Raw genomic sequence first — 23,658 nt, 5'->3', positions numbered from 1 at the left:
TGCTTGCGTTCAGCCCTCGTAGCTGGCCGTGGTCTTCTCCCGCACCTCGTCCGCGCTGACCCCCGGCGCGGTTTCGATCAGCCGGAAGGGGCTGTCGTGGTCGGGTCGCTGGAAGACGGCGAGGTCGGTGATGATCATGTCGACCACATTCTTGCCCGTCAGCGGGAGCGTGCATGCGGGGATGAACTTGGGGTCGCCGTTCTTGGAGACATGCTCCATCACGACGATGATCTTCTTGACGCCGGCGACCAGGTCCATGGCGCCGCCCATGCCCTTGATCATCTTGCCGGGGATCATCCAGTTGGCGATGTCGCCGCCTTGGCTGACTTCCATCGCGCCCAGGACAGTCAGGTCGATGTGGCCGCCGCGGATCATCGCGAAACTGTCGGCCGAGCTGAAATAGACCGACGAGGGAAGCTCGGAGATGGTCTGCTTGCCCGCGTTGATGAGGTCGGCGTCGACCTCGTCTTCGTAGGGGAAGGGCCCGATGCCGAGCATGCCGTTTTCGGACTGCAACGTCACCTCGAGCCCCTCGGGAATGTGGTTGGCGACGAGCGTTGGAATGCCGATTCCGAGGTTCACGTAGAAGCCGTCGCGCAGTTCCTTCGCGGCGCGGGCGGCCATGTCGTCACGGGTCCAGGACATCAGCGGGCTTCCATGTCTTTCGGGAGGGGCAATGCCGGGGTCTCGGCCTGCCAGAGAATTGAATGAACCAGCCACCGGCCGTCTATCTGGCGAGCAAGCTGGAAGCTGTTGATACCGCGCACGTTGATGCTGCCATCGGTGCTGGTGCCGGCGTAGGAGGACCAGACCTGCGCAACATTGCCGAAGATCTGCACCCGGCTGGAAAGCTCGCGCTCGGTGAAGCCGACTTTCTCCAGGCTGGAGCCGTTCTTGGCGACATAATCGTCGAGCGAGCCACCCTGCAGCCCGTTCCGGCCGACGGCGTACAGTCGCGCGTCGGGGGTGAACAGGCTCTTCATGCGGGCGAAATCGCGCTTCTGGCCAGCAGGGCCAGAAATGACGGCATAGACGTCCGCGATGGCCTGGCGGATCAGGGCTTCCTCAGCTGCCTGCGTGCCGAGCGGCTTTACCACGTCCGCCTTCCCGATCAGGGGCGCAGCGGGGGTCGGCTGCATGGCGCCGAGCGCGACGGCGAGAAGGACGCTCACGCGGCCTCCCGAGCCCGCACGGTGCGGAACTCGATCTTCTTGTCGTAGGGAGCGCCGAGAATGAGGCGCTTCACGTAGACGCCGGGCAGGTGGATGGCGTCGGGGTCGAGGCTGCCGACGGGCACGATCTCCTCCACTTCCGCGACGCAAATCTTGCCGCAGGTGGCGGCGGGCTGGTTGAAGTTGCGGGCGGTCTTGCGGAAGACGAGGTTGCCGCTCTCGTCCGCCTTCCAGCCCTTGATGATGGCGAGGTCGGCGCGGATTCCGCGCTCGAGGATATATTCCTCGCCGTCGAATTCCTTCACTTCCTTGCCCTCGGCGACCTTCGTGCCGACGCCCGTCTTGGTATAAAATCCCGGAATGCCCGCGCCGCCGGCCCGCATCCGCTCGGCCAGCGTGCCCTGGGGACAGAATTCGACCTCCAACTCACCGGCGAGATACTGGCGCTCGAACTCCTTGTTCTCGCCGACGTAGGACGAGATCATCTTCCGGATCTGACGGGTGCGCAGGAGCTTGCCGAGGCCTTGGTTGTCGATGCCGGCATTGTTGGAGGCGACGGTCAGGTCCCTCGCCCCGCTGGCGACAATGGCGTCGATCAGGCGCTCCGGGATGCCGCACAGACCGAAGCCGCCGGCAGCGATGGTGATGCCGTCGCGGAGGAGGCCGTCGAGGGCGGCGGCGGCGTCGGGGTAGATCTTCTTGGCCATGGCCTGCTCTTAATCGGGAGCGGCGTGAGCGCACAAGTTGAAAGAGTTTTCAACTTCATCAAAGGGCTCCACCCGGCATCCTCGGCCTCCGTGCCGAGCGGCGTCGAACAAGGGTGGCGGCGTTCGACTTCGCTCGGCGAAAGGGGGTGTTGCTCCTAGGCGAAGCTTTCGAGCTTGAGGCCTTCTGCCGCGATGGCGCGGAGGACGGCCGGGCGATCGATGACGCGGCCGACGAGGGCGCTCCAGCGGGGATAGAGGCCGAGGTCGAACTTGGCGCCTCGGGCCCAGCGGTAGAAGACGGCGGCATAGCTGTCGGCGGCGGTGAAACGGTCGCCAGCCAGCCAGCCGGCGCCGCAGAGGTCATCGAGCTCAACGAAATGGCTGGTGAGGTTGGCGTGGGCGCCTTCGGTGATGCCCTTCTGGACCGCTTCATCGAGGCTGAAGCGACCGGGACGGAAGAGAGCGGCGAAGGCGATGCCGTGGACGGTGCCGCTCAGCCAGGAGAGAAGCTGCATCGCCCGTGCCGTCTCGTAGGCGTTCCCGCGCGGGATCGAACCCTCGGCGCCATGAATATCGGCAATGTAGCCGAGGATGGCGAGATTTTCGGTGATCGTGCCCTCTTCGGTGACGAGCGCGGGCACGCGGGCGTGCGGGTTGACGGCGAGATATTCGGGCGACTTCTGCTCACCCTTGGCGAAATCCAGCCGAACCGTTTCGTAGGGTGCGCCGGTCTCTTCGAGCGCGATGTGGGTGACGAGGGCGCAGGTGCCGGGGGCGTAGTAAAGGGTTGGCATGGTTTCTCCGTTCTCCTGCGAAAGCAGGAGCCCGGTGCCTTTGTTCCCGCCTGAAGCGAGGGCACGGGGCTCCGGCTATCGCCGGGGAACGGCTTCAGCGCAGCTTCGCCAGCACGCCCTGGAGCTGCATGGCGTTGGACATGTCGCCCTCGACCTTGAGCTTGCCCGTCATGAAGGCGGTCATGCCGTCGAGCTGGCCGGCGGCCATCGCCTGCCAGTCGGCCCAGTTCACCTTGATGGTGGTGTCGGCGGCGGCGGCGGAATCCTCGGTGACCTGGTTGGACTGGCCGTCGAGCAGGATGGCGCCCTCGTCGCCGAAGTCGAGCTTCACCTTCTTGCCGGGCACGAACGCACCGGCTTCCTGCATCTTGCTTACCAGTTCCTGCTTGGTCATCGAGTAGCTCCTCTTGTGTGGATTTGTGACGCTGTAACGCGATTAGAAGCGCTTGGGCGCGCGGACAAGCAGACGGCCTCAGTCCATGTGCTTGATGCCGATGCGCAGATAATCCCAGCCGGTGATGCCGGTGAGAATGGCGGCCGCCCACAGGCTGGCGAGGCCGGTCCAGTGGACCCACCAGATGTCCGGCGTCGCGCCGGCGAGGATCAGCGCGCCAAGGGCGACCAGCTGGAAGGTGGTCTTCCACTTGGCGAGCTTGCTGACGGGCATGGAGACGTGAAGCGGAGCAAGGAATTCGCGCAGGCCCGAGACGATGATCTCGCGCAGGAGGATGACTCCGGCGGGGATGAGGTGGAAGCCGTGGATGATCGGCTCGGCGCCCGGCTGGCGGCTCGATACCAGCATCAGGATGACGGCGGCGACCATGATCTTGTCGGCGATCGGATCGAGGAACTGGCCGAGACGACTGATCTGGCCGTGGGAGCGGGCGAGATAGCCGTCGAAATAATCGGTGATCCCGACGATGCAGTAGAGGATGAAGGTGATGAGATAGTCGAGCGGCGTCGGAGTCCACAGCAGGAACACCAGGATCGGCACCGCGAAGATGCGCGACAGGGTCAGGAGGTTGGGCAGCGACAGCATGGCTCGTGAACGCGTGAATAGCCGGACGGTGCGGCTTTGCCAAAAGGGCGATGTTGGCGGCGGCGGGGGAGCGGGCTAAGGCCCTGGTTTCCAGTCCCAGTCTCCGATCGGACGCCCTTGATCCAGAACGTCACGCACCTGCTGAAGACCCGGCGCTTCCTTCCGCTGTTCGTCACGCAGTTCCTCGGTGCCTTCAACGACAATCTGTTCCGCACCGCCATGGTGATGCTGGTCATCTACGGCATCTACCGGTCGGCGGAACAGGAAGCCGCCTTCTCGGCGCTTGCCGGGGGGCTGTTCATCCTGCCCTTCTTCCTGCTGTCGGCACTGTCCGGACAGCTGGCCGACGCGATCGACAAGACGCGCATCATCCGCGCTGTGAAGACGGCCGAGATTGGAATCATGATGTTCGGTGCGGCGGGGCTGCTGCTCCTGAACGTGCCGCTGATGCTGGTGGCGCTGGCCGCCATGGGCATTCATTCGACCTTCTTCGGACCCATCAAATACGCGATTCTGCCGCAGCATCTGCAGAGCGACGAAGTGCTGGGCGGGACCGGGCTGGTCGAGGCGGGTACCTATATCGCGATCCTGGGCGGGACGATCCTCGGCGGGCTGCTGGTCCTCCAGGACCCCGACGGGCGCTATCATGCCGAATATGCCGCGCTGGCGGTGCTGCTGGTCGCCGTTGCCGGGCGCGTCGCCGGCCAGTTCGTTCCCCCGGCACCGCCTTCGACCGAGGATAGCGGCACGGTCAACGATCCCGACCTTCCTCGCCCCGGTGTCGACTGGCACGTCCTCCGTGCCTCGATCCGGCTGGTGAAGGCCACCATGCACGTGCCGCGTCTGTTCGTCGCGATCATGGCGATCAGCTTCTTCTGGGCGATGGGCGCGGTGCTGGCCGCGCAATTTCCGCCGCTTGTGAAGAACGTCTTCGGCGGCGACCAGAGCGTCGCGACCCTGTTCCTCGCCATCTTTTCGGTGGGCGTGGCGGCCGGGTCGGTGATCATCAATCGTTTGCTGAAAGGCCAGGTGTCGGCCCGGTTCGCGCCCGTCTCGGCGATCTTGATGGGCGTCTGCGTGCTCGCGCTATACGTGCTCAGCACCATGTGGACGCCCTTCCCGGAGCTGGTCGGAACCCGTGCCTTTCTGGCCGAGCCGGCGGGATGGCCGGTGGTGGCGAGCCTGTTCGGAGTGGCGACGTTCGGCGGCATGTTCGTGGTGCCGCTCTACGCCTATCTCACCACCACCGTGCCCAAGTCGGAGACGGCGCGGACCGTGGCGGCGAACAATATCGTCAATTCGGGCGCGATGGTCGGGGCAACGGTGATCCTGTTCGGTCTCGTCCAGCTCGGCATTTCGGTCGAACAGACTTTGCTGCTGGTGGCGTTTGGAACCCTGGTCTCGGCGTGGCTCGGGCGTAAGCTGGCGGACGCCTGCCGGGCAGCGGGCCTGCCCTGAGCCGAGCTCAGTCGGCTAAGCGATGAACAGGCTTATGGCGACGAAGCCCGCCGCATAGGCGCCGGCGAACAGGCGGGCATCGTCGCTCCAGCCTTGCGGCAGCTTCTCCGCCCACTCGAGAAGCCAGCGCCGGCCGTGGCCGAACTTCAGCGGATGGGGTCCACCTAGGCGGACCGAGAAGGGCAGGGCGAGAACCCGCGGGCGGCGCATGGCAAGACCTTAACGTGGATTTTACCATGTTCAAACGGCGTCCGCGCAGGGCTGGTTTCGGCCTGTGCCAGAGTGGGAATCGGGAACAGGTCACACCTCGCTCAAGGCGAGGGCAGAAACCATTCAGCCGACGCGGCGGGCTTCGGGCGCGCTTTCCGTCCGACGACGGGCAAGGAGATCGGCGACGCTGTCGGCCGCCATCGGCTTGCCGAGATACCAGCCCTGGCCGGTGCTCGCGCCGAGCGAGACCGCCTTCTCGTAGGTGGCGGCATCCTCGAGACCCTCGGCCGTGACCGGCACGTCGAGCGCCTGGGCGAGGGTCGCCACCGCCTTGACGATCGCTGCGCTTTCCCGGTCGACGTGGAGCGTGGCGATGAAGCTCTTGTCGATCTTGATCATGTCGAGCGGCAGCATGCGCAGATGCGAAAGGCTGGAGTAGCCGGTGCCGAAATCGTCGAGCGCGATGCGGATGCCCTGGTTCTTGAGGCTGACGACCAGATTTCGGGCAAGGTCGAGGTCGGCGAACAGCGAGCTTTCGGTGATCTCCACGATCAGCCGCTCCGGCGGGAAGCCCTGCTCGGTGAGCAGGCGCACCAGCCGCTGGGCGAGCCACAGGTCGGAGAGCTGGGTGGGCGAGATGTTGACCGACAGGCTGAGGCTCTGGTCCCACGCGCGGGCGGAGTCGAGCGCCTGGGTGACGATCGCCTCGCAGAGCGGCCCCATCAGCCCCATTTCCTCGGCGACCGGAATGAACAGCTCGGCGCCGAGCACGCCGCGATTGGGATGCTGCCAGCGCGCCAGCACTTCGAAGCCGGTAAGGCGGCCGGTGACGAGATCCACCTGGGGTTCGAAGTAGGGAATGAACTGGCCGTGGTCGAGGCCGACCCGGATCGCCTGTTCGAGTTCGCTACGCTCGATCAGCGCAAGCTCCATGCCACCGTCGAACCAGGTCGGCCGGGCGGCGCGGGCACTGCGGGCATGATCGAGGGCAATGTCGGCGCGGCGCAGGAGGTCGGCGGCGCGGCATGGCACGCCCGGCGAGCCGCTCGCGATGCCGGCGATGGCGCCGACCTGCACATAGCTGCCCTGCAGATCATAAGTGCGGCTGACGTCGCGCAGCAGTGTTTCCGCCAGCGTCTCGGCCGTGGCGAGGTCGGCCGTGCGGATGCAGGCGGCGATGGCGAATTCGTCGCCGGACAGGCGCGCGACCACCGCATCGGCGGGAACGTCGGCCTGCATTGCGGCGGCGATCTCGCGCAGCAGCGCATCGCCCATGTCGTAGCCGAAGCGGTCGTTGATCCGCTTGAAGCGCTGCATCTGGAGCGAGATGATGACGAGGCAGTGGCCGGCGTCGAGCGCGCGCTCGCACAGCTGTTCGACCCCTTCGGCAAAGCCCTTGCGATTGGCGAGGCCGGTGATGCTGTCGGTGGCGGCCTGCCTTGCCGCGCGCTGCTCGCCGTCGGCACGCAGGGCAGCCTCCTGCTGCAGGTCGGCGTATCGCCGCCAGCCGAACAGGATCAGCGCGACGTTCAGGACCAGTGCCGCGGCGGCAACCTGGACACTCGGATCGAGGCCGCTGACCCGCTGGCTCGCAAGCAGTCGGAGAAGCGCGCTGCCGTTCCAGATGAAAGCGGCGACGGCGCCGAGCAGGAAGAAGACCATCACCCATTCGGCGCGGCGCGTTGCCGTGCGTGCAGGCCGCGAGAACAGGGCGGGAGACGTGCCGAGCATGGCGCCTCTCTGCCCGTCAGACGTTAAGATTTTGCTCCGTTTTGGTTATACCTTCCAGCCGAGCCGGCTGCCGATGGTGCGGACGGCGGGACTTGAACCCGCACTTCGTTACCGAAAGCCGATTTTAAGTCGGCAGCGTCTACCATTCCGCCACGTCCGCACGCCGCCGTGGCTTGCCCGCGCGGGCGCCTGCCGGTCAAGCGCGGCGGCTCATCGGAAAATAACGGGTCCGGAAGGGACCCTGTCAGCCCCTGTCGCGTTCGTTCAGCCGCAAGACAGGAGAATGAGCCATGATTCGCAAGGTAATGACCCTGGCCCTGATCGCAGGTTCGATGACCATTGCGGCATGCAACACCGTTCGCGGTGCGGCATCCGACGTGAATTCGGCGGCGAACACGGTCGACAACGCCATCTGATTTCGGCCATGGGTCATTCCGCCTGTTCAACGGAGTTGACCCATGCGCAAATTGGTGACCATGGCGCTGATCGGCGGTTCGCTGGCCTTGTCGGCCTGCAATACCGTCCGCGGCGCCGCCCAGGACCTGAATTCGGCTGCCAACTGCACCGAAAATACCATCAACGGCGCTCGCTGCTGATCGTAACGCAGGGCTGAAAGGGAAAACCCCGCCGGTGATGAGCCGGCGGGGTTTTTCTTTGTCCCGGCTTAGCTGCCCTCCACCCGCGGAGGGCCATTGCCGAAGGCGGGGGGAGGCCTGGGTCTAGCCGAAGCCGGTTTCCAAGCCCCTCCGCAATCGTAGCTGAAACCTCCCCCGGAAGGGGGAGGCACCAGCTTCTTCCTTAGTCCTGCAGATAATCGCCGGCGTCCGCGTCGGTGCCGTGGCCGCTGGGGACCACGTCGCCGAGCGGGTCGTGACCCGACGCCGAGGCGTCACGCGGCGACTGGGCGAGCTCCGCGGCGCGGAGTTCTTCCGCGCTGTTCGGCGCCACCAGCGCGTCGGCGAGCTTGCGCTGCGCCGCACGGAGCGACGCGTCGCGGCTCGACGCCGCTACCCGCATGCGGTTCATGCCCGCGCCGGTACCCGCCGGGATGAGGCGGCCGACGATGACATTCTCCTTGAGGCCATTGAGCGTGTCGATCTTGCCCTGCACCGACGCCTCGGTGAGCACCCGGGTGGTCTCCTGGAAGGAGGCCGCCGAGATGAACGAGCGGGTCTGGAGCGAGGCCTTGGTGATGCCGAGGAGCACCGGCTTGCCGACCGCCGGGCGTTCGCCCTTGGGAAGCTTGCTGTTGACCTCGTCCATCTCCTCGCGGTCGACCTGCTCGCCGGCCAGCAGGGTGGTGTCCCCGCCGTCGGTAATCTCGACCTTCTGCAGCATCTGGCGAACGATCACCTCGATGTGCTTGTCGTTGATCTTCACGCCCTGAAGTCGATAGACTTCCTGGATCTCGGTGACGAGATATTCGGCCAGCGCGACCACGCCCAGCACCTCGAGGATGTCGTGCGGATCGGGCGAACCGCCGACCAGGTTGTCGCCACGCTTGACGTAGTCGCCTTCCTGGACGTCGATCACCTTGGACTTGGGCACCAGATATTCGACCGGATCGCCACCGTCGTCGGGGATGATCGCGATCTTACGCTTGGCCTTGTAGTCCTTCATGAAGGTGACCTTGCCGGACACCTTGGCGATGATCGCATTCTCCTTCGGCTTGCGCGCCTCGAACAGCTCGGCGACGCGCGGCAGACCGCCGGTGATGTCGCGCGTCTTGGCGGCTTCACGCGGCATGCGGGCGAGCACTTCGCCGGCTTCCACGGTGGCGCCGTCCTCGGCCGCGACGATCGCGCCGGCCGCCAGGCGATAGAGACCGGCTTCGGTGGCATTGTCGCCGAGCAGGGTCAGGCGCGGACGCAGATCCTCCTTCTTCGACTTGGCCATGTCCTCGGTCACGACGCGCTGGCTGATGCCGGTCGACTCGTCGGTCTGCTCGGTCATCGTCCGGTTCTCGATCAGGTCCTGATACTTGATGGTACCGGCCTTCTCGGTGATCACCGGGCTGAAGCTCGGATCCCACTCGGCGATGCGATCGCCCTTCGAAACGATGTGCCCGCTCTCGCACAGCAGGTGCGCGCCGTAGGGAACGCGGTGCGTGGAAAGCTCGCGACCGTCCATGTCGAGGATCGCGATCTCGCCCGAGCGCGACAGCGAGATGTGCCGGCCGCGCGGGTCGGTGATCGTCGGCATGTCGCGAAGCTCGATGGTGCCGTCGACCGGCGCCTCGAGGTTCGACTGCTCGTTGAGCTGCGCCGCACCACCGATGTGGAAGGTACGCATGGTCAGCTGCGTGCCCGGCTCACCGATCGACTGGGCGGCGATGACGCCGACCGCTTCACCGATGTTGACCGGCGTACCGCGGGCGAGGTCACGCCCGTAGCACTTGCCGCAGACGCCCTGGCGGCTGGCGCAGACCAGCGGCGAGCGGATCTTGATGCCCTGCAGGCCGGCGGCCTCGAGCTTCGCGACCATCGCCTCATCGAGCAGCACGCCTTCTTCGATCAGCGTATCGCTGGTCTTCGGATCGATCACCTCTTCGGCCGTGGTGCGGCCGAGGACGCGATCGGCGAGGCTGGCGATGACCGAACCGCCCTGGACGATGGCACGCATCTCCAGCGCCTGGTCGGTGCCGCAATCCTCCTCGACGATGACGGCGTCCTGGCTGACGTCGACGAGACGGCGGGTCAGGTAACCCGAGTTCGCCGTCTTGAGCGCCGTGTCCGCGAGGCCCTTGCGGGCGCCGTGGGTCGAGTTGAAATATTCAAGGACGGTCAGGCCTTCCTTGAAGTTCGAGATGATCGGAGTCTCGATGATCTCGCCCGACGGCTTGGCCATCAGGCCGCGCATGCCGGCCAGCTGCTTGATCTGGGCCTGCGAACCACGGGCACCGGAGTGGGCCATCATGTAGATGGAGTTGACCGGGCGCTCGCGGCCGTCGTCGCCCTTCGGCGTGGCCGAGATTTCCTTCATCATCTCCTGGGCGACGCGATCACCGCAACGCGACCAGGCGTCGATCACCTTGTTGTACTTTTCCTGCTGGGTGATCAGGCCGTCCTGATACTGCTGCTCGTAATCCTTCACGAGCGCGCGGGTCTCATCGACCAGCGCATCCTTGGCCTGCGGGATCACCATGTCGTCCTTGCCGAACGAGATGCCGGCCTTGAACGCGTGACGGAAGCCGAGGCCCATGATGGCGTCGGCGAACAGCACCGTGTCCTTCTGGCCGGTGTGACGATAGACCTCGTCGATGACGTCTCCGATATCCTTTTTGGTGAGAAGGCGGTTGACGGTCTCGAACGGCACCTTGTGGCTCTTCGGGAGCGTCTCGCCGAGCAGCATGCGGCCCGGCGTCGTCTCGAAGCGCTTCATGTAGGTCTTGCCTGCCTCGTCCGTCTGCGGGACGCGGCTGACGATCTTGGTGTGGAGCGTCACCACCCCGGCGGCGAGGGCCTGGTGGACCTCGGCCATGTCGGCGAGCAGCGAACCCTGGCCCGGCTCCCCGTCCTTCTCCATCGACAGATAGTAGAGGCCGAGGACCATGTCCTGCGACGGCACGATGATCGGCTTGCCGTTGGCGGGGCTGAGGATGTTGTTGGTGCTCATCATCAGCACGCGCGCTTCCAGCTGGGCCTCAAGGCTCAGCGGAACGTGCACGGCCATCTGGTCGCCGTCGAAGTCGGCGTTGAAGGCGGCGCAGACCAGCGGGTGAAGCTGGATCGCCTTGCCCTCGATCAGCACCGGCTCGAACGCCTGGATTCCGAGGCGGTGGAGCGTCGGCGCGCGGTTGAGCAGCACCGGATGCTCGCGGATCACCTCGTCGAGGATGTCCCAGACTTCCTTGCGCTCCTTCTCGACCCACTTCTTGGCCTGCTTGAGGGTCATGGACAGACCCTTGGCGTCGAGGCGCGAGTAGATGAACGGCTTGAACAGCTCGAGCGCCATCTTCTTGGGCAGGCCGCACTGGTGGAGCTTGAGCTCCGGACCGGTGACGATGACCGAACGGCCCGAATAGTCGACGCGCTTGCCGAGCAGGTTCTGGCGGAAGCGGCCCTGCTTGCCCTTGAGCATGTCGCTGAGCGACTTCAGCGGACGCTTGTTGGCACCGGTGATGGTGCGGCCGCGGCGGCCGTTGTCGAACAGGGCGTCGACCGCCTCCTGAAGCATGCGCTTCTCGTTGCGGACGATGATGTCCGGCGCACGCAGCTCGATCAGGCGCTTCAGGCGGTTGTTGCGGTTGATGACGCGGCGATAAAGATCGTTGAGGTCCGACGTCGCGAAGCGGCCGCCGTCGAGCGGCACCAGCGGGCGAAGCTCGGGCGGGATGACCGGAACGACGTCCAGGATCATCCACTCCGGACGGTTGCCGGATTCGAGGAAGCTCTCGACGACCTTCAGCCGCTTGATGATCTTCTTGGGCTTGAGCTCGGACTTGGTGACCGCAAGCTCTTCCAGCAGGGCCTTGCGCTCACCCTCGAGGTCGAGGTCCATGAGCATGATCTTGACCGCTTCGGCGCCGATGCCGGCCGAGAAGGCGTCCTCGCCATGCGTGTCCTGCGCCTCGAGCAGCTCGTCCTCGGTGAGGAGCTGGTACTTCTCGAGCGGGGTGAGGCCCGGCTCGATGACCACGTAGGATTCGAAGTAGAGGATGCGCTCGAGCTGCTTCAGCTGCATGTCGAGCAGCAGGCCGATGCGGCTCGGCAACGACTTCAGGAACCAGATGTGGGCAACCGGCGCGGCCAGCTCGATATGGCCCATGCGCTCGCGGCGGACCTTCGAGACGGTCACCTCGACGCCGCACTTCTCGCAGACGATACCCTTGTACTTCATGCGCTTGTACTTGCCGCACAGGCATTCGTAGTCCTTGATCGGACCGAAGATGCGCGCGCAGAACAGGCCGTCACGCTCGGGCTTAAACGTGCGATAGTTGATCGTTTCGGGCTTCTTGATCTCGCCGAACGACCAGGAACGGATCTTGTCCGGGGACGCGATGCCGATCTTGATCTGGTCGAAAGTCTCCGGCTTGGCCACCGGGTTCGCGAAGTTGGTCAGCTCGTTCATACTTTTTCGTCCTTTTCCCCTCCCGCGGGCGGGAGGGGCTAGGGGAGGGAATGTCGTTGGGGGCGGCCTGAAGGCCCTCCCCCGACCCCTCCCGCGAGCGGGAGGGGAGAGTCAGTGTTACTCCGCAGCCAGCGCGGGCGGCTCGTCGAGATTGTCGACGCTGTCGAGTTCGACGTTGAGGCCGAGCGAGCGCATTTCCTTGACCAGCACGTTGAAGCTCTCCGGAATGCCGGCCTCGAACGTGTCGTCACCCTTGACGATCGCCTCGTAGACCTTGGTCCGGCCGATCACGTCGTCCGACTTGACCGTCAGCATTTCCTGCAGCGTGTAGGCGGCGCCGTAGGCCTGGAGCGCCCACACCTCCATTTCGCCGAAGCGCTGGCCGCCGAACTGCGCCTTGCCGCCCAGCGGCTGCTGGGTGACGAGGCTGTACGGCCCGATTGAACGGGCGTGGATCTTGTCATCCACGAGGTGGTGCAGCTTGAGCATGTAGATGATGCCCATCGTGACCTTGCGGTCGAACGGCTCGCCGGTGCGGCCATCGTACAGGGTCGACTGGCCCGAAGTGTCGAGCCCGGCCTGGGTCAGCGCAACCGACACGTCCGGCTCGCGAGCGCCGTCGAACACCGGCGTGCCCATCGGCAGACCGCCGACGAGGTTGCGTGCGAGGTCGAGAACGCTTTCGTCCGACCGCGCGTCGATGTCACCGGCATATTGCTCGCCGTAGAGGCTCTTGAGCTTGTCGCGGATCGCGGCGGCATCCTTGCCGGCGTAATCCGAACCGCGGTGGTGCATCTCCTCGAGCATGTCTCCGATCTGCTTGCCAAGGCCGCGGGCGGCCCAGCCAAGGTGGGTCTCGAAGATCTGCCCGACGTTCATGCGGCTCGGCACGCCCAGCGGGTTGAGCACGATGTCGGCATGGGTCCCGTCCTCGAGGAACGGCATGTCCTCGATCGGCAGGATGCGGCTGATGACGCCCTTGTTGCCGTGACGGCCGGCCATCTTGTCGCCCGGCTGAAGCTTGCGCTTAACCGCGACGAACACCTTGACCATCTTCAGCACGCCAGGCGCCAGCTCGTCGCCCGCTTCCACCTTCTGGATGCGGTCCTCGAGCTTGCGGCGGATGGCCGCCTCGGCCTCGTCATACTGGCCCTTGAGCGCCTCGATGTCGGCCTGACGGCTGTCGTCCTTGACGGCGATCTTCCACCAGTCGTGCTTGTCGGTGCCTTCCAGCGCCGCCTCGTCGAGTGTCGCACCCTTCTTGATCGTCTTGGGCGCGGCGGTCGCGACCTGGCCGATCAGCATTTCCTGCAGACGGGCGAAGGTGGCGCGGTTGAGGATCCGGCGCTCGGATTCGGCGTCGCCCTTGAGGCGGTCCTTCTCCTCGGCCTGGATGGCGCGGGTACGGTCGTCGATGTCGATGCCGTGGCGATTGAAGACGCGAACGTCGACGATCGTGCCCGCAACGCCCGGCGGCAGGCGCAGCGAGGTGTCGCGGACGTCCGAGGCCTTCTCGCCGAAGATGGCGCGGAGGAGCTTCTCTTCCGGCGTCATCGGGCTTTCGCCCTTCGGCGTGATCTTGCCGACCAGGATGTCGCCCGGCTCAACCTCGGCACCGATGTAGACGATGCCCGCCTCGTCGAGGTTGCGGAGCGCTTCCTCGCCGACGTTCGGGATGTCGCGGGTGATGTCCTCCGGCCCGAGCTTGGTGTCGCGGGCCATGACCTCGAACTCCTCGATATGGATCGAGGTGAAGACGTCGTCCTTCACGATCCGCTCGGAGATGAGGATCGAGTCTTCGTAGTTGTAGCCGTTCCACGGCATGAACGCGACGAGCACGTTGCGGCCGAGCGCCAGCTCACCGAACTGGGTCGAGGGACCGTCGGCGATGATCTCGCCGGCCTCGACCACGTCGCCGACCTTCACCAGCGGACGCTGGTTGATGCAGGTCGACTGGTTCGAGCGCTGGAACTTCATCAGGCTGTAGATATCGACGCCGCTCTCGCCCGGGCGAAGCTCGCCGGTGACGCGGATGACGATGCGGGTCGCATCGACCTGGTCGACGATGCCCGGACGACGGGCACCGATGGCGGCGCCGGAATCGCGGGCGACCGTTTCTTCCATGCCGGTGCCGACCAGCGGCGCATCCGCCTGGAGGAGCGGAACCGCCTGGCGCTGCATGTTCGAGCCCATCAGCGCGCGGTTGGCGTCGTCATTCTCCAGGAAGGGAATGAGCGAGGCGGCGACCGAGACGAGCTGCTTGGGGCTGACGTCCATCAGCGTGATCTGGTCGCGCGGTGCGATCAGGAAGTCGCCGTTGCGCCGCGACGAGACGATCTCCTCGACGAAGGTGCCGTCGGCGTTCAGCTCGGCGTTCGCCTGAGCGATCGTGTGCTTCGCTTCTTCCATCGCCGACAGATAGACGACCTGGTCGGTGACCTTGTGGTCCTTCACCACGCGGTACGGCGTCTCGATGAAGCCATACTTGTTCACCCGGCTGAAGCTGGCGAGCGAGTTGATCAGGCCGATGTTCGGCCCTTCCGGAGTCTCGATCGGGCAGATTCGGCCATAGTGGGTCGGGTGGACGTCGCGGACTTCGAAGCCCGCGCGCTCACGGGTCAGACCGCCCGGCCCGAGGGCCGAGACGCGCCGCTTGTGGGTCACTTCGGACAGCGGATTGGTCTGGTCCATGAACTGCGACAGCTGCGACGAACCGAAGAACTCGCGCACCGCGGCGACCGCCGGCTTGGCGTTGATGAGGTCGTTCGGCATGACCGTCGACACGTCGACCGAGCTCATGCGCTCCTTGACCGCGCGCTCCATGCGCAGGAGGCCGACGCGATACTGGTTCTCGAGCAGCTCGCCGACCGACCGCACGCGGCGGTTGGCGAGATTGTCGATGTCGTCGATCTCGCCCTTGCCGTCCTTGAGATTCACCAGCTCCTTGACCACCGCCAGGATGTCCTCGCGGCGGAGCGTCGTGACCGTGTCCTCGGCGTCGAGGCCGAGGCGCATGTTGAGCTTGACGCGGCCGACGGCCGACAGGTCGTAGCGCTCCGGATCGAAGAACAGGCCGTAGAACAGCGCGTCCGCGGTCTCGCGCGTCGGCGGCTCGCCGGGGCGCATGACGCGGTAGATGTCCGACAGGGCCTGGTCGCCGTCCTCGGACTTGTCGGCCTTGAGCGTGTTGCGGATCCAGGGACCGGTGTTGACATAATCGATGTCGAGCAGCTCGAGCCGGTCGATGCCGGCCTTGTCGAGCGCTTCGAGGTTCTCGGGGGTGATCTCGTCACCGGCCTCGACGTAGATCTCGCCGGTCGACTCGTTGATGAGGTCGAAGGCGGAGAAGCGGCCGAAGATGGTCTCGGTCGGGATGATCAGGTTGGCGAGGCCTTCCTTGCCGGCCTGGTTGGCGCGGCGCGGGGTGATCTTCTCGCCGGCCTTGAACACCACTTCGCCGGTGTCGGCGTTCATGATGTCGAACATCGGCTTCTGGCCGCGCCAGTTCTCCGGCACGTAGGGGATCTGCCATCCGTTGGGCCCGCGCAGGTAGGTCACGCGGCCGTAGAATTCGTTGAGGATCTCTTCCGAGGTCAGGCCGAGCGCGTGCAGCAGCGCCGTCACCGGCAGCTTGCGCTTGCGGTCGATACGGACGTTGACGATGTCCTTGGCGTCGAATTCGAAGTCGAGCCACGAGCCGCGGTACGGGATGACGCGGGCGGCGAACAGGAACTTGCCCGAGGCGTGGGTCTTGCCGCGGTCATGGTCGAACAGCACGCCCGGCGAACGGTGCATCTGCGACACGATGACGCGCTCGGTGCCGTTGACGATGAAGGTGCCGTTCTGCGTCATGAGCGGCATGTCGCCCATGTAGACGTCCTGCTCCTTGATATCGATGACCGACTTGGCCTCGGTGTCGGGATCGATCTCGAAGGAGGTGAGGCGCAGGGTGACGCGCATCGGCGCGGCATAGGTCAGGCCGCGCTGGCGGCACTCGTCGGTGTCGAACTTCGGGTCCTCGAGGACATAATGGTCGAAGTCGAGGTGCGCGGTGCCGGCGAAATCCTGGATCGGGAAGACCGAGCGCAGGGTCTTCTCGAGGCCCGACACATAGCCGGTCGCCGGATCGGAACGCAGGAACTGCTCGTAGCTCTCGCGCTGAACCTCGATGAGGTTCGGCATGTCGCTGATCTCGTGGATGTTGCCGAAGATCTTGCGGATGCGGCGCTGCTTGGTGAAGCGGCCCGAGGACGTGTTGTGCGGAATGTCGATCGACTTGGTGGCCATGATAGTCCCTGCGCTTGCACGGGGCGACCGAGACCGCCCCGCCGTGTCCCCGCGGACGCGGGGACCCAGTAACTGGGCTCCGGCGCGTGCCGGAGCGCAAATGGTGAGGCGCTGCTCCCGCTTTCTCTCCTATTCGTTTGGTCCGCGCGCTATTCGGACCCTGTCCCGGAGAGGGCAGGAAAGGCCCCGGGCGCACGACGAGGTGCGGCGGAGCCGATATGTCTGTTGGATGGATACTGCATATAGCCACTGGCCGCTTCGCCGCAAGAGGCAAAAGCAACCATACGCTCCGGCAGGCATTGGAAGGGTTCACCTTCTTCCCTGCTGCCCGAGGACCGTCATGCGTCTGCTGCTCGTCTCACCCGCCTTCGTCCTGCTTGCCGCCTGCGGGTCGGGCGCGAGCGATCCGGACCAGAACATCCTCAATGCGACGGCGCAGATGGATCCCGCGGCGGCCGCCGCGGTCGAGAATGCCGTCGCCAACGGGGCCGATCCGCAGAATGCGCTGGCGGCGGGCGGCGCGGCCCAGGTGGGTGCCCCCGACGCAGCGAGCGCGGCCGACCGCGGAAAGCCGGTCCCGCCGTCGGTCCAGGCCCGTCCGAACCTGATCCAGGATCCCAATCGCAAGGACGGCACCGTGCCCCCCGACCGGGGCACCGGAACGACCAGCCAGCCCGGCCTGCTCAAGGGCGGCCAGGACACGCAGCCGCAACCGTCTGGCGGGCAGCGCTGAACTCCTCACCGGCCCGGTAACCATATGGTGACGCTCCGCCGCTAACAGCCTGTCCGACGCCGCGACGACGGCGGGCAGGGGAGGAGCGGCGATGACGAGCGTGACGGCTGGCGGCTGGTGGCAGCGGGCACGTTCGGCCTTCGCCTCGGAAGCGTCGCGCACCGACCATTTCGCGGCCGACAGCCTCGACGCCCACGCCGCCACGCTGCAGGCCCTGCTGCCGCTGTTCGCGGCGGTCATGCTCGCCTTCGCCTTCAACCTGTTCATGGACGGCGACACGGGCTGGCACCTTGGCGCGGGCCACTGGATCGTCGCCAACCGGACGGTGCCGCTGGTCGATCCATTCAGCCACACCATGCCGGGCAAGGCGTGGATGGCGCACGAGTGGCTGATCGAGGTGCTGATGGTCGGGGCCGAGGCGCTGCGCGGCTGGGCCGGGCTGACCGCCATGTTCGCCCTGTCGGCCGCTTTCACCTTCTGGCTGCTGAGCCGCGAGGCCTTCCGCTACCTGCCGGCGCGCTGGGCGATGGTCGCGGTGTTCGCCGCGGTCGGAATCCTTTTCCCCTTCGCGCTTGCCCGGCCGCACATGCTCGCCTGGTCGCTGCTGGCAGCATGGACCGTGATCCTGCTGCGCGCCCGAGAGAAGCGCAGCGCGCCGCCGGTCGCCGCGGCCCTGCTGATGGTCGTCTGGGCGAACAGCCATGCCAGCTACATCGTCGCCTTCGGCCTTGCCGGCCTGTTCGGGCTGGAGAGCCTGATCGAGAACCCTCGCGACCGGAAGCTGCTCGGCCGCTGGATCATCTTCGGGATGGTCTCGCTCGCCGCGGCCGTCTTCCTGACGCCGTTCGGCCCCGAGCATTTCCTCTACCCCTTCGAGGTCAGCGGGATGAAGGCGCTGGCGGTGATCGGCGAGTGGCGCCGTTCGGTCCTCCCCGCCGACCTCATGTTCTACACCTGCCTCGGCGGGCTCATCCTGCTGGTCGCCAGGCGCTGGCGGAGCGTCCCGCCGCTGCGCCTGCTGCTCCTCGCCGGCCTGTCGGTGATGGCGATCATGCACGCCCGGCACCAGATGCTGTTCGCCATCGTCGGGCTGCTGGTCGTCCTGCCGATGATCGCGCCGGACCGGCCGGTCCGGGACATTCCGCGGGTCGCCTGGTTCTGGCCGGCGGTCGCCCTGATGGTCGCAGTGCGGCTTGCCGTGCCCTACGAGTTCAAGGAGCACAGCAGCTACCCGCTCACCCTTCTCGCCGGCGTGCCGGAGGAGATCCGCCGCCAGCCTGTCTACAACGAATATAGCCAGGGCGGTCCGCTCGTGATGATCGGCGTGCGCCCATACATCGACGGCCGCGCCGACATGTATGGCGACGACTTCACCTTCCGCGCCAAGGCGATCACCAGGGGCGACATCGTCAAGTTCCGCGAGGACGTCGAGCGCTTCGGCATCCGCTGGGCGGTGCTGGAGAACATCAACGGCCTCACCCCCAAGCTGATGCGCGAGCCTGGCTGGAGGGTGTTCGGCCGGGACGAGCATGCGACGGTGTTCGTGAAGGCCGACTAGCCCAGCACGGAAAAGGGCGACCCCTTGCGGAGCCGCCCTTCCCGATCAGGGGCGCTTCAAGACACCCCCGAAAGTCGTTCAGAAGCTTACTTGAGCTCGACGGTGCCGCCGGCTTCCTCGATCTGCTTCTTGATCTTCTCGGCCTCGTCCTTGTTGACGCCTTCCTTGAGCGCCTTCGGAGCACCCTCGACCAGCGCCTTGGCTTCGCCGAGGCCCAGGCCGGTGATGACGCGGACTTCCTTGATGACGTTGATCTTCTTGCCACCGTCGCCGGTGAGGATCACGTCGAACTCGGTCTTCTCTTCGGCGGCCGGGGCAGCGGCGCCACCACCGGCGGGACCGGCAACGGCGACGGCAGCGGCGGCCGAAACGCCCCACTTCTCTTCGAGGGCCTTGGCCAGCTCGGCGGCCTCGAGGACGGTGAGCGCCGACAGCTGGTCGACGATGTTGTTGATGTCAGCCATTTTCTACTCCTGTGCGGGGCTCTTCGGCCCCTGATTGTCGTGCGAATTCGTAACCGAAGAACCTTATGCCGCTTCCTTGGCCGCGAAGGCCGAGAAGATGCGGGCAAGCTGCGCGCCGGGCTCGTTGATGGTCCGGGCGATCTTGCTGGCCGGTGCTTGCACCAGACCAACCAGGGTCGCGCGGAGCTCGTCGAGGCTCGGAAGCTCGGCCAGCGCCTTGATGCCGTTCAGGTCGAGAACGGTATCGCCCATCGCGCCGCCAACGACCTCGAACTTGTCGGTGGTCTTGGCGAAGTCCACCGCAACCTTGGCGGCTGCGACGGGATCGATGGACGTGGCGAGGGCGGTCGGGCCCTTGAGCAGCTCACCGATCGGCTGATAGCGGGTGCCATCGAGCGCGATCAGGGCGAGGCGGTTCTTCGCAACCTTGAACTGGGCTCCGGCGTCGCGCATCCGCAGGCGGAGATCGGTGGACTGGGCCACCGTCAGACCGAGATTGCGGGTGACGACCACCACGCTGGTCTCGGTGAAGACCTGCTTCAGCTCGGCAACCAGATCAGCCTTTTCGTTGCGATCCATGCCAACTCCAAACAATTGGCCGCTTCTGCCCGAAGGCGGAGGCGACCGGCTTCATGACCCGCTGGCCGGATGACCGGCGGGAGCTCATGTCCGTGGGGCTGGGAGGCGCGTGCGATGGTTCGCACGACAACGCGAGGGAAACCCCCGCGAGAAACTCTCTTCCCCGTCTAGGCTGGAGATTAAGCCTTCGATTGAAGGCACCAACTGTCTCGGACGGCGTCCGGCGAACCGGACCGGCGGGCCAATAGCAGAAATGGCGGCGCGATCAACCCGCCTGCCGGAGCGGCAGCGGTGCCGGGGCGTTGGATGGCCAATGGAGGAGAACATTGCCATGCCCGAGGAACCGGACAAGGAAGGCGAGGACCCTGCCGCCCGCAAGGCCGCCGAGGAATGGCGCCAAAGGTTCGGCCGCGAAGGCCATGAAGGAAGCCACGCCCCGCATGACTTCGGCTCCGGCGAGGAGCCGAAGGACGGGGACCAGCAGGCCTAGGCGAACATCGCCAGCAGGTTGGCGAGCATGGCATCGCCGCGCGTGGTGAGGATGCTTTCCGGGTGGAATTGCAGCCCCGCCTGCATGGCCTCGGCGTCGCTGAACGCCATGGCCATGCCGTCGACCGCGGCATGGACGGTGAAGCGTCCCGGCAGGTCGCGGGTGCAGAGGCTGTGGTAGCGCCCGACCCGCACGGGGTTCTCCAGCCCGGCGAACGGACCAGCGCCATCATGGCTGAGCAGCATCGACTTGCCGTGCACCGGATCGGGCGCGCGGGTGACGGCGCCGCCCGCCTGCTCGACGAGGGCCTGATGGCCAAGGCAGATGCCGATCACCGGCACCTTGCCCTTCGCCAGGGCGATGAGGTCGAGGCAGCAGCCCGCCTCTTTCGGTGCGCCGGGCCCGGGCGAGATCATGATGATCGCGCCTTTCCCCTGAGCTTCTGCCAGCGCGTCGGCGGCGGCGATCCGATTGCGGCGGACCAGCACCTCGGCGCCAAGCCGTTCCAGGCTCTCGACCAGGTTGTAGGTGAAGCTGTCGAGATTGTCGATGAGGAGGACCGGTCTCATGCGCCGAGCACTCCGAGGAGGGCGGAGGCCTTGGCGCGGGTCTCCGCCGCCTCGGCCTCGGGGATGCTGTCGTGGACCACGCCCGCGCCCGACCGGACGCTCGCCACGCCGTCCTTCACCATCGCCGAGCGGATCACCACGGCCGTGTCCATCCGGCCGTTGCCCGCAATCCAGCCGATCGCGCCGCCATAGGGGCCGCGCCGGGTCGCCTCATGCTGGCGCAGCAACTGCATGGCCCGGATCTTGGGCGCACCGACCAACGTCCCGACGTTGAGGCAGGCGGCGAGCGCGTCGAAGGCATCGAGGCCGGGCCGGAGCGTTCCGGTGACCGAGGACACGAGGTGCATGACCCGGGCGAACCGCTCCACCGTCAGCAGCTTCGCCACCCGCCGAGTGCCGGGGAGCGACACCCGCGCCACGTCGTTGCGGGCGAGATCGACCAGCATCATGTGCTCGGCCAGTTCCTTGCCGTCGAGCCGCATCTCGGCTTCCAGCCGGTCGTCCTCGTCGGGGGTGGCGCCGCGCGGCCGGGTGCCGGCGATCGGCTTCACCTCGACGATCCGGCCGCTCGCGCCGCCGGCGGACAGGCGGACGCTGGTCTCCGGGCTCGCGCCGAGCAGGGTCCAGTCCTCACCCGAAAGGTAGAAGCGGTAGCTGGCGGGTTCGGCGCGGCGGAGGCGGGCGTAGGCGGCGAGCGGGTCGGGGCAGGGGCCGCGAAAGGTCCGGCTCGGCACGATCTGATAGACCTCGCCGGCGGCGATCTCCTGCTTGAGGCGGGTGACGAGGGTGGCGTAATCGTTGTCGGACAAGTCCGGGGTGAATGCGATGAGGCCCTTCGACTTCGCGCCTTCGGCGCTCCACTCAGGACCAACGACAGTCTTTGCTCGTTCGCCCGGAGCGAAGTCGAAAGGCGCCGGTGCTGCGGCGAGTGCCGCCAGCCCCTCCTCCAGCCGCCGAGCCGCGTCATTCGCATGCCGCTCGTCGGGGCCGAATGCCGTGCACAGCAGGCGCGCGGCGCCGCCGGGCGCGACCGTCAGCAACGTGTCGGGCACCCAGAAGACGAATTCCGGAAAGTCGGCCGCACGCCCGGCCGGCATCTCCTCGCCCCAGGCGGCAAGGTCGAAGCCCGCGATCCCGAGCAGGATTGCCCCGAACGGCTCGCCACTCGGGGCCGCGGCGGCGGCGAGCAGGGCGCGCAGTGCATGGAGCGGCTGCGGCCCGAGCAGGCGCTCGGCGGCATCGTCGCTCCGCGGCTTGGCGAAGGCGAGGGTCAGCCGGTCGGTCCGCCGCTCCATGGCGGCACTGGTGTCGAGCGCGGTCAGCAGGGCCTCGCCATTGGCATTGAGGGCCACCAGCTCGACAATTCCGTCGCGCGCCTCAGCCCGCACGCAGGCGCGGCCCATCACCAGGCACTGGCCCTCGGGCGCCTCGAACAGGCCCGTGCCCGGCACGCCGGCGCCGAGCGCGCGATAGGCCGTCAGGGGATCGAGTCCGGCCGGCAGACGGCGGGCGAGGACCCGTGCTTCGACCTTCACAGCTGCCGGCCGACCGCCGCCGCGACCGGCGCCAGCGCCGCCATCAGCCTCTCGAACTGCGCCGGGTAGAGCGACTGGGCGCCATCCGAGAGGGCGACGGCGGGGTCGCGGTGCACCTCGATCATCAGCCCGTCCGCCCCTGCGGCCACGCCGGCCAGGCTCATCGCGGGCACGAGGTCGCGGATGCCGGTGCCGTGGCTCGGATCGACCACGACCGGCAGATGGGTCTTGAGCTTGACGTAGGGCACCGCATTGAGGTCGAGGGTGTTGCGCGTGGCAGGCTCGAAAGTGCGGATGCCGCGCTCGCACAGGATGACCTGGCTGTTGCCGGCGGCCATCAGATATTCGGCGGCAAGCAGCCATTCCTGGATGGTCGCGGACAGGCCGCGCTTCAGCAGCACCGGGCGCCCGGCCGCGCCGACCGCGCGCAGGAGCGCGTAATTCTGCATGTTGCGGGCGCCGATCTGGAGGCAGTCGGCGGCCTCGGCGACATGGGCGACGTCGGCCGTGTCCATCACCTCGGTGACGATCGGCAGGCCAAGATCGTCGCCGACCTCGCGCAGGATCTTGAGACCTTCGAGCCCGTGGCCGGAGAAGCCGTAGGGGCTGGTGCGCGGCTTGTAGGCACCGGCGCGCAGCAGGGTGGCGCCGGCCGCCTTCACCGCCGCAGCGGTCTCGTGCAGCTGGTCGGCGCTTTCGACCGCGCATGGCCCGGCCACCACCGCCAGCCGGTCGCCGCCGACGCTGACGCCGCCGATGTCGACCACTGTGTCGTGCGCCTGAAGCTCGCGGCTGACGAGCTTGTAGGGGGCGAGGATCGGCTTGACGCTTTCGACGGCGGGATCGCTGTCGAGGGCCAGTTCGGCCAGCACGCGCTCGTCGCCAAGCGCGCCGAGGACGACGCGTTCGGCGCCTGGCATGTGGAGCGGCTGGAGGCCGGCATCCTTGATCCGGGCGATCAGCCGCTCGGCAGTTTCGGCGGGGGCTTCGGGCTTGAGAACGATGATCATGGGCTTGTTCCTGTCGGACTGTAACGGGGAGGCCGGCAGGCTTGCGCGCAAACAAAAACCCGCCGGAAAACGGCGGGTCGGTCAATCAGCGCTCGGGAAGGTCGATTGCGCTAGTGGCCGGCACGCCGCTCATGGGACTGCCAGCGCCACCAATGGCGGAGGTTGGTCTGAAGGGCGGTGCGAACCATGGGCAAAGAAAAGACCAAGCGGTCCTACAGGTCAAGCGAATAGTCTGGCGAGGCCTTGACGAGG

Annotated in this window: 21 protein-coding genes and 1 tRNA gene; 6 read left to right on the top strand and 16 right to left on the bottom strand. The window is 66.7% G+C overall.

The window, feature by feature from the left end; genetic code table 11:
- Positions 1-9: 9 nt before the first annotated feature.
- The 6 genes from JOY29_RS06645 to pgsA form a co-directional block, all read right to left on the bottom strand.
- Positions 10-645, bottom strand: a complete 636-nt coding sequence (locus JOY29_RS06645) for a CoA transferase subunit B (protein WP_300975387.1) — start codon at positions 643-645, stop codon at positions 10-12.
- A complete protein-coding gene (locus JOY29_RS06640) occupies positions 645-1,172 on the bottom strand; it encodes a hypothetical protein (RefSeq protein ID WP_300975386.1) in 528 nt (175 codons plus the stop codon). Before JOY29_RS06640 ends, JOY29_RS06645 begins: the two co-directional genes overlap by 1 nt.
- Entirely contained in the window at positions 1,169-1,879 is a 711-nt protein-coding gene (locus JOY29_RS06635; RefSeq protein ID WP_300975385.1) for a CoA transferase subunit A, read from the bottom strand. Before JOY29_RS06635 ends, JOY29_RS06640 begins: the two co-directional genes overlap by 4 nt.
- Before the next feature lie 155 nt (positions 1,880-2,034).
- Complete coding sequence (locus JOY29_RS06630) at positions 2,035-2,673, bottom strand: glutathione S-transferase N-terminal domain-containing protein (protein ID WP_300975384.1); 639 nt, start codon at positions 2,671-2,673, stop codon at positions 2,035-2,037.
- A 94-nt stretch (positions 2,674-2,767) separates the two neighbouring features.
- The gene (locus tag JOY29_RS06625) at positions 2,768-3,067 is read right to left on the bottom strand and encodes an SCP2 sterol-binding domain-containing protein (protein ID WP_300975383.1); all 300 of its coding nucleotides are present in this window, start codon (positions 3,065-3,067) and stop codon (positions 2,768-2,770) included.
- 78 nt (positions 3,068-3,145) lie between these two features.
- Complete coding sequence (gene pgsA, locus JOY29_RS06620; protein ID WP_300975382.1) at positions 3,146-3,712, bottom strand: CDP-diacylglycerol--glycerol-3-phosphate 3-phosphatidyltransferase; 567 nt, start codon at positions 3,710-3,712, stop codon at positions 3,146-3,148.
- Between the two features lie 120 nt (positions 3,713-3,832).
- On the opposite strand from pgsA, the gene JOY29_RS06615 reads away from it, so the two are divergent.
- Complete coding sequence (locus JOY29_RS06615) at positions 3,833-5,170, top strand: MFS transporter (protein ID WP_300975495.1); 1,338 nt, start codon at positions 3,833-3,835, stop codon at positions 5,168-5,170.
- A gap of 15 nt (positions 5,171-5,185) precedes the next feature.
- Here JOY29_RS06615 and JOY29_RS06610 read toward each other — a convergent pair whose 3' ends face one another.
- The 3 genes from JOY29_RS06610 to JOY29_RS06600 all read right to left on the bottom strand — a co-directional run bounded on the left by JOY29_RS06610 (position 5,186) and on the right by JOY29_RS06600 (position 7,271).
- Positions 5,186-5,380, bottom strand: coding sequence for a hypothetical protein (locus JOY29_RS06610; protein ID WP_300975381.1), 195 nt, complete (start codon positions 5,378-5,380; stop codon positions 5,186-5,188).
- A gap of 123 nt (positions 5,381-5,503) precedes the next feature.
- Entirely contained in the window at positions 5,504-7,111 is a 1,608-nt protein-coding gene (locus JOY29_RS06605) for an EAL domain-containing protein (RefSeq protein ID WP_300975380.1), read from the bottom strand.
- Between the two features lie 74 nt (positions 7,112-7,185).
- A tRNA-Leu gene (locus JOY29_RS06600) sits at positions 7,186-7,271 on the bottom strand.
- 130 nt (positions 7,272-7,401) lie between these two features.
- On the opposite strand from JOY29_RS06600, the gene JOY29_RS06595 reads away from it, so the two are divergent.
- Together JOY29_RS06595 and JOY29_RS06590 are read left to right on the top strand one after the other, a co-directional pair.
- The gene (locus JOY29_RS06595) at positions 7,402-7,527 is read left to right on the top strand and encodes an entericidin EcnA/B family protein (RefSeq protein WP_300975379.1); all 126 of its coding nucleotides are present in this window, start codon (positions 7,402-7,404) and stop codon (positions 7,525-7,527) included.
- Between the two features lie 42 nt (positions 7,528-7,569).
- The gene (locus tag JOY29_RS06590) at positions 7,570-7,707 is read left to right on the top strand and encodes an entericidin EcnA/B family protein (protein WP_300975378.1); all 138 of its coding nucleotides are present in this window, start codon (positions 7,570-7,572) and stop codon (positions 7,705-7,707) included.
- 202 nt (positions 7,708-7,909) lie between these two features.
- On the opposite strand, the gene rpoC is transcribed toward JOY29_RS06590, so the two are convergent.
- Both rpoC and rpoB read right to left on the bottom strand, forming a co-directional pair.
- Positions 7,910-12,181, bottom strand: coding sequence for a DNA-directed RNA polymerase subunit beta' (rpoC, locus tag JOY29_RS06585; RefSeq protein ID WP_300975377.1), 4,272 nt, complete (start codon positions 12,179-12,181; stop codon positions 7,910-7,912).
- 117 nt (positions 12,182-12,298) lie between these two features.
- Positions 12,299-16,468 carry a DNA-directed RNA polymerase subunit beta gene (gene rpoB, locus JOY29_RS06580; RefSeq protein ID WP_300975376.1) on the bottom strand — a complete coding sequence of 1,390 codons (4,170 nt, stop codon included), beginning with the start codon at positions 16,466-16,468 and terminating at the stop codon, positions 12,299-12,301.
- A gap of 340 nt (positions 16,469-16,808) precedes the next feature.
- Between rpoB and JOY29_RS06575 the strand changes: the two genes are divergently transcribed.
- The gene (locus tag JOY29_RS06575; protein ID WP_300975375.1) at positions 16,809-17,201 is read left to right on the top strand and encodes a hypothetical protein; all 393 of its coding nucleotides are present in this window, start codon (positions 16,809-16,811) and stop codon (positions 17,199-17,201) included.
- A gap of 91 nt (positions 17,202-17,292) precedes the next feature.
- Positions 17,293-18,759, top strand: coding sequence for a hypothetical protein (locus JOY29_RS06570; protein WP_300975374.1), 1,467 nt, complete (start codon positions 17,293-17,295; stop codon positions 18,757-18,759).
- Positions 18,760-18,845: 86 nt separating this feature from the next.
- On the opposite strand, the gene rplL is transcribed toward JOY29_RS06570, so the two are convergent.
- On the bottom strand, positions 18,846-19,223 hold the full coding sequence (gene rplL / locus JOY29_RS06565) for a 50S ribosomal protein L7/L12 (protein ID WP_300975373.1): 378 nt from the start codon (positions 19,221-19,223) through the stop codon (positions 18,846-18,848).
- 63 nt (positions 19,224-19,286) lie between these two features.
- Positions 19,287-19,802, bottom strand: coding sequence for a 50S ribosomal protein L10 (rplJ, locus tag JOY29_RS06560; RefSeq protein ID WP_300975372.1), 516 nt, complete (start codon positions 19,800-19,802; stop codon positions 19,287-19,289).
- A gap of 331 nt (positions 19,803-20,133) precedes the next feature.
- Between rplJ and JOY29_RS06555 the strand changes: the two genes are divergently transcribed.
- The gene (locus JOY29_RS06555; protein ID WP_300975371.1) at positions 20,134-20,292 is read left to right on the top strand and encodes a hypothetical protein; all 159 of its coding nucleotides are present in this window, start codon (positions 20,134-20,136) and stop codon (positions 20,290-20,292) included.
- On the opposite strand, the gene JOY29_RS06550 is transcribed toward JOY29_RS06555, so the two are convergent.
- Genes JOY29_RS06550 through aroF form a run of 3 tightly spaced genes read right to left on the bottom strand, consistent with a single transcriptional unit; the run spans position 20,289 to position 23,406 of the window.
- Positions 20,289-20,861 (bottom strand): aminodeoxychorismate/anthranilate synthase component II, encoded by a 573-nt coding sequence (locus JOY29_RS06550; RefSeq protein ID WP_300975370.1) that lies wholly within the window; start codon positions 20,859-20,861, stop codon positions 20,289-20,291. The two genes, JOY29_RS06555 and JOY29_RS06550, sit on opposite strands and share 4 nt — an antisense overlap.
- Positions 20,858-22,396, bottom strand: a complete 1,539-nt coding sequence (locus JOY29_RS06545) for a chorismate-binding protein (RefSeq protein WP_300975369.1) — start codon at positions 22,394-22,396, stop codon at positions 20,858-20,860. Before JOY29_RS06545 ends, JOY29_RS06550 begins: the two co-directional genes overlap by 4 nt.
- On the bottom strand, positions 22,393-23,406 hold the full coding sequence (aroF, locus tag JOY29_RS06540) for a 3-deoxy-7-phosphoheptulonate synthase (RefSeq protein ID WP_300975368.1): 1,014 nt from the start codon (positions 23,404-23,406) through the stop codon (positions 22,393-22,395). Before aroF ends, JOY29_RS06545 begins: the two co-directional genes overlap by 4 nt.
- Positions 23,407-23,658: the final 252 nt, after the last annotated feature.

This window comes from Sphingomonas sp. LHG3406-1, assembly GCF_029637485.1.
GTDB lineage: Bacteria > Pseudomonadota > Alphaproteobacteria > Sphingomonadales > Sphingomonadaceae > Sphingomicrobium.
This window is presented reverse-complemented; position numbering and strand designations above follow the sequence as displayed.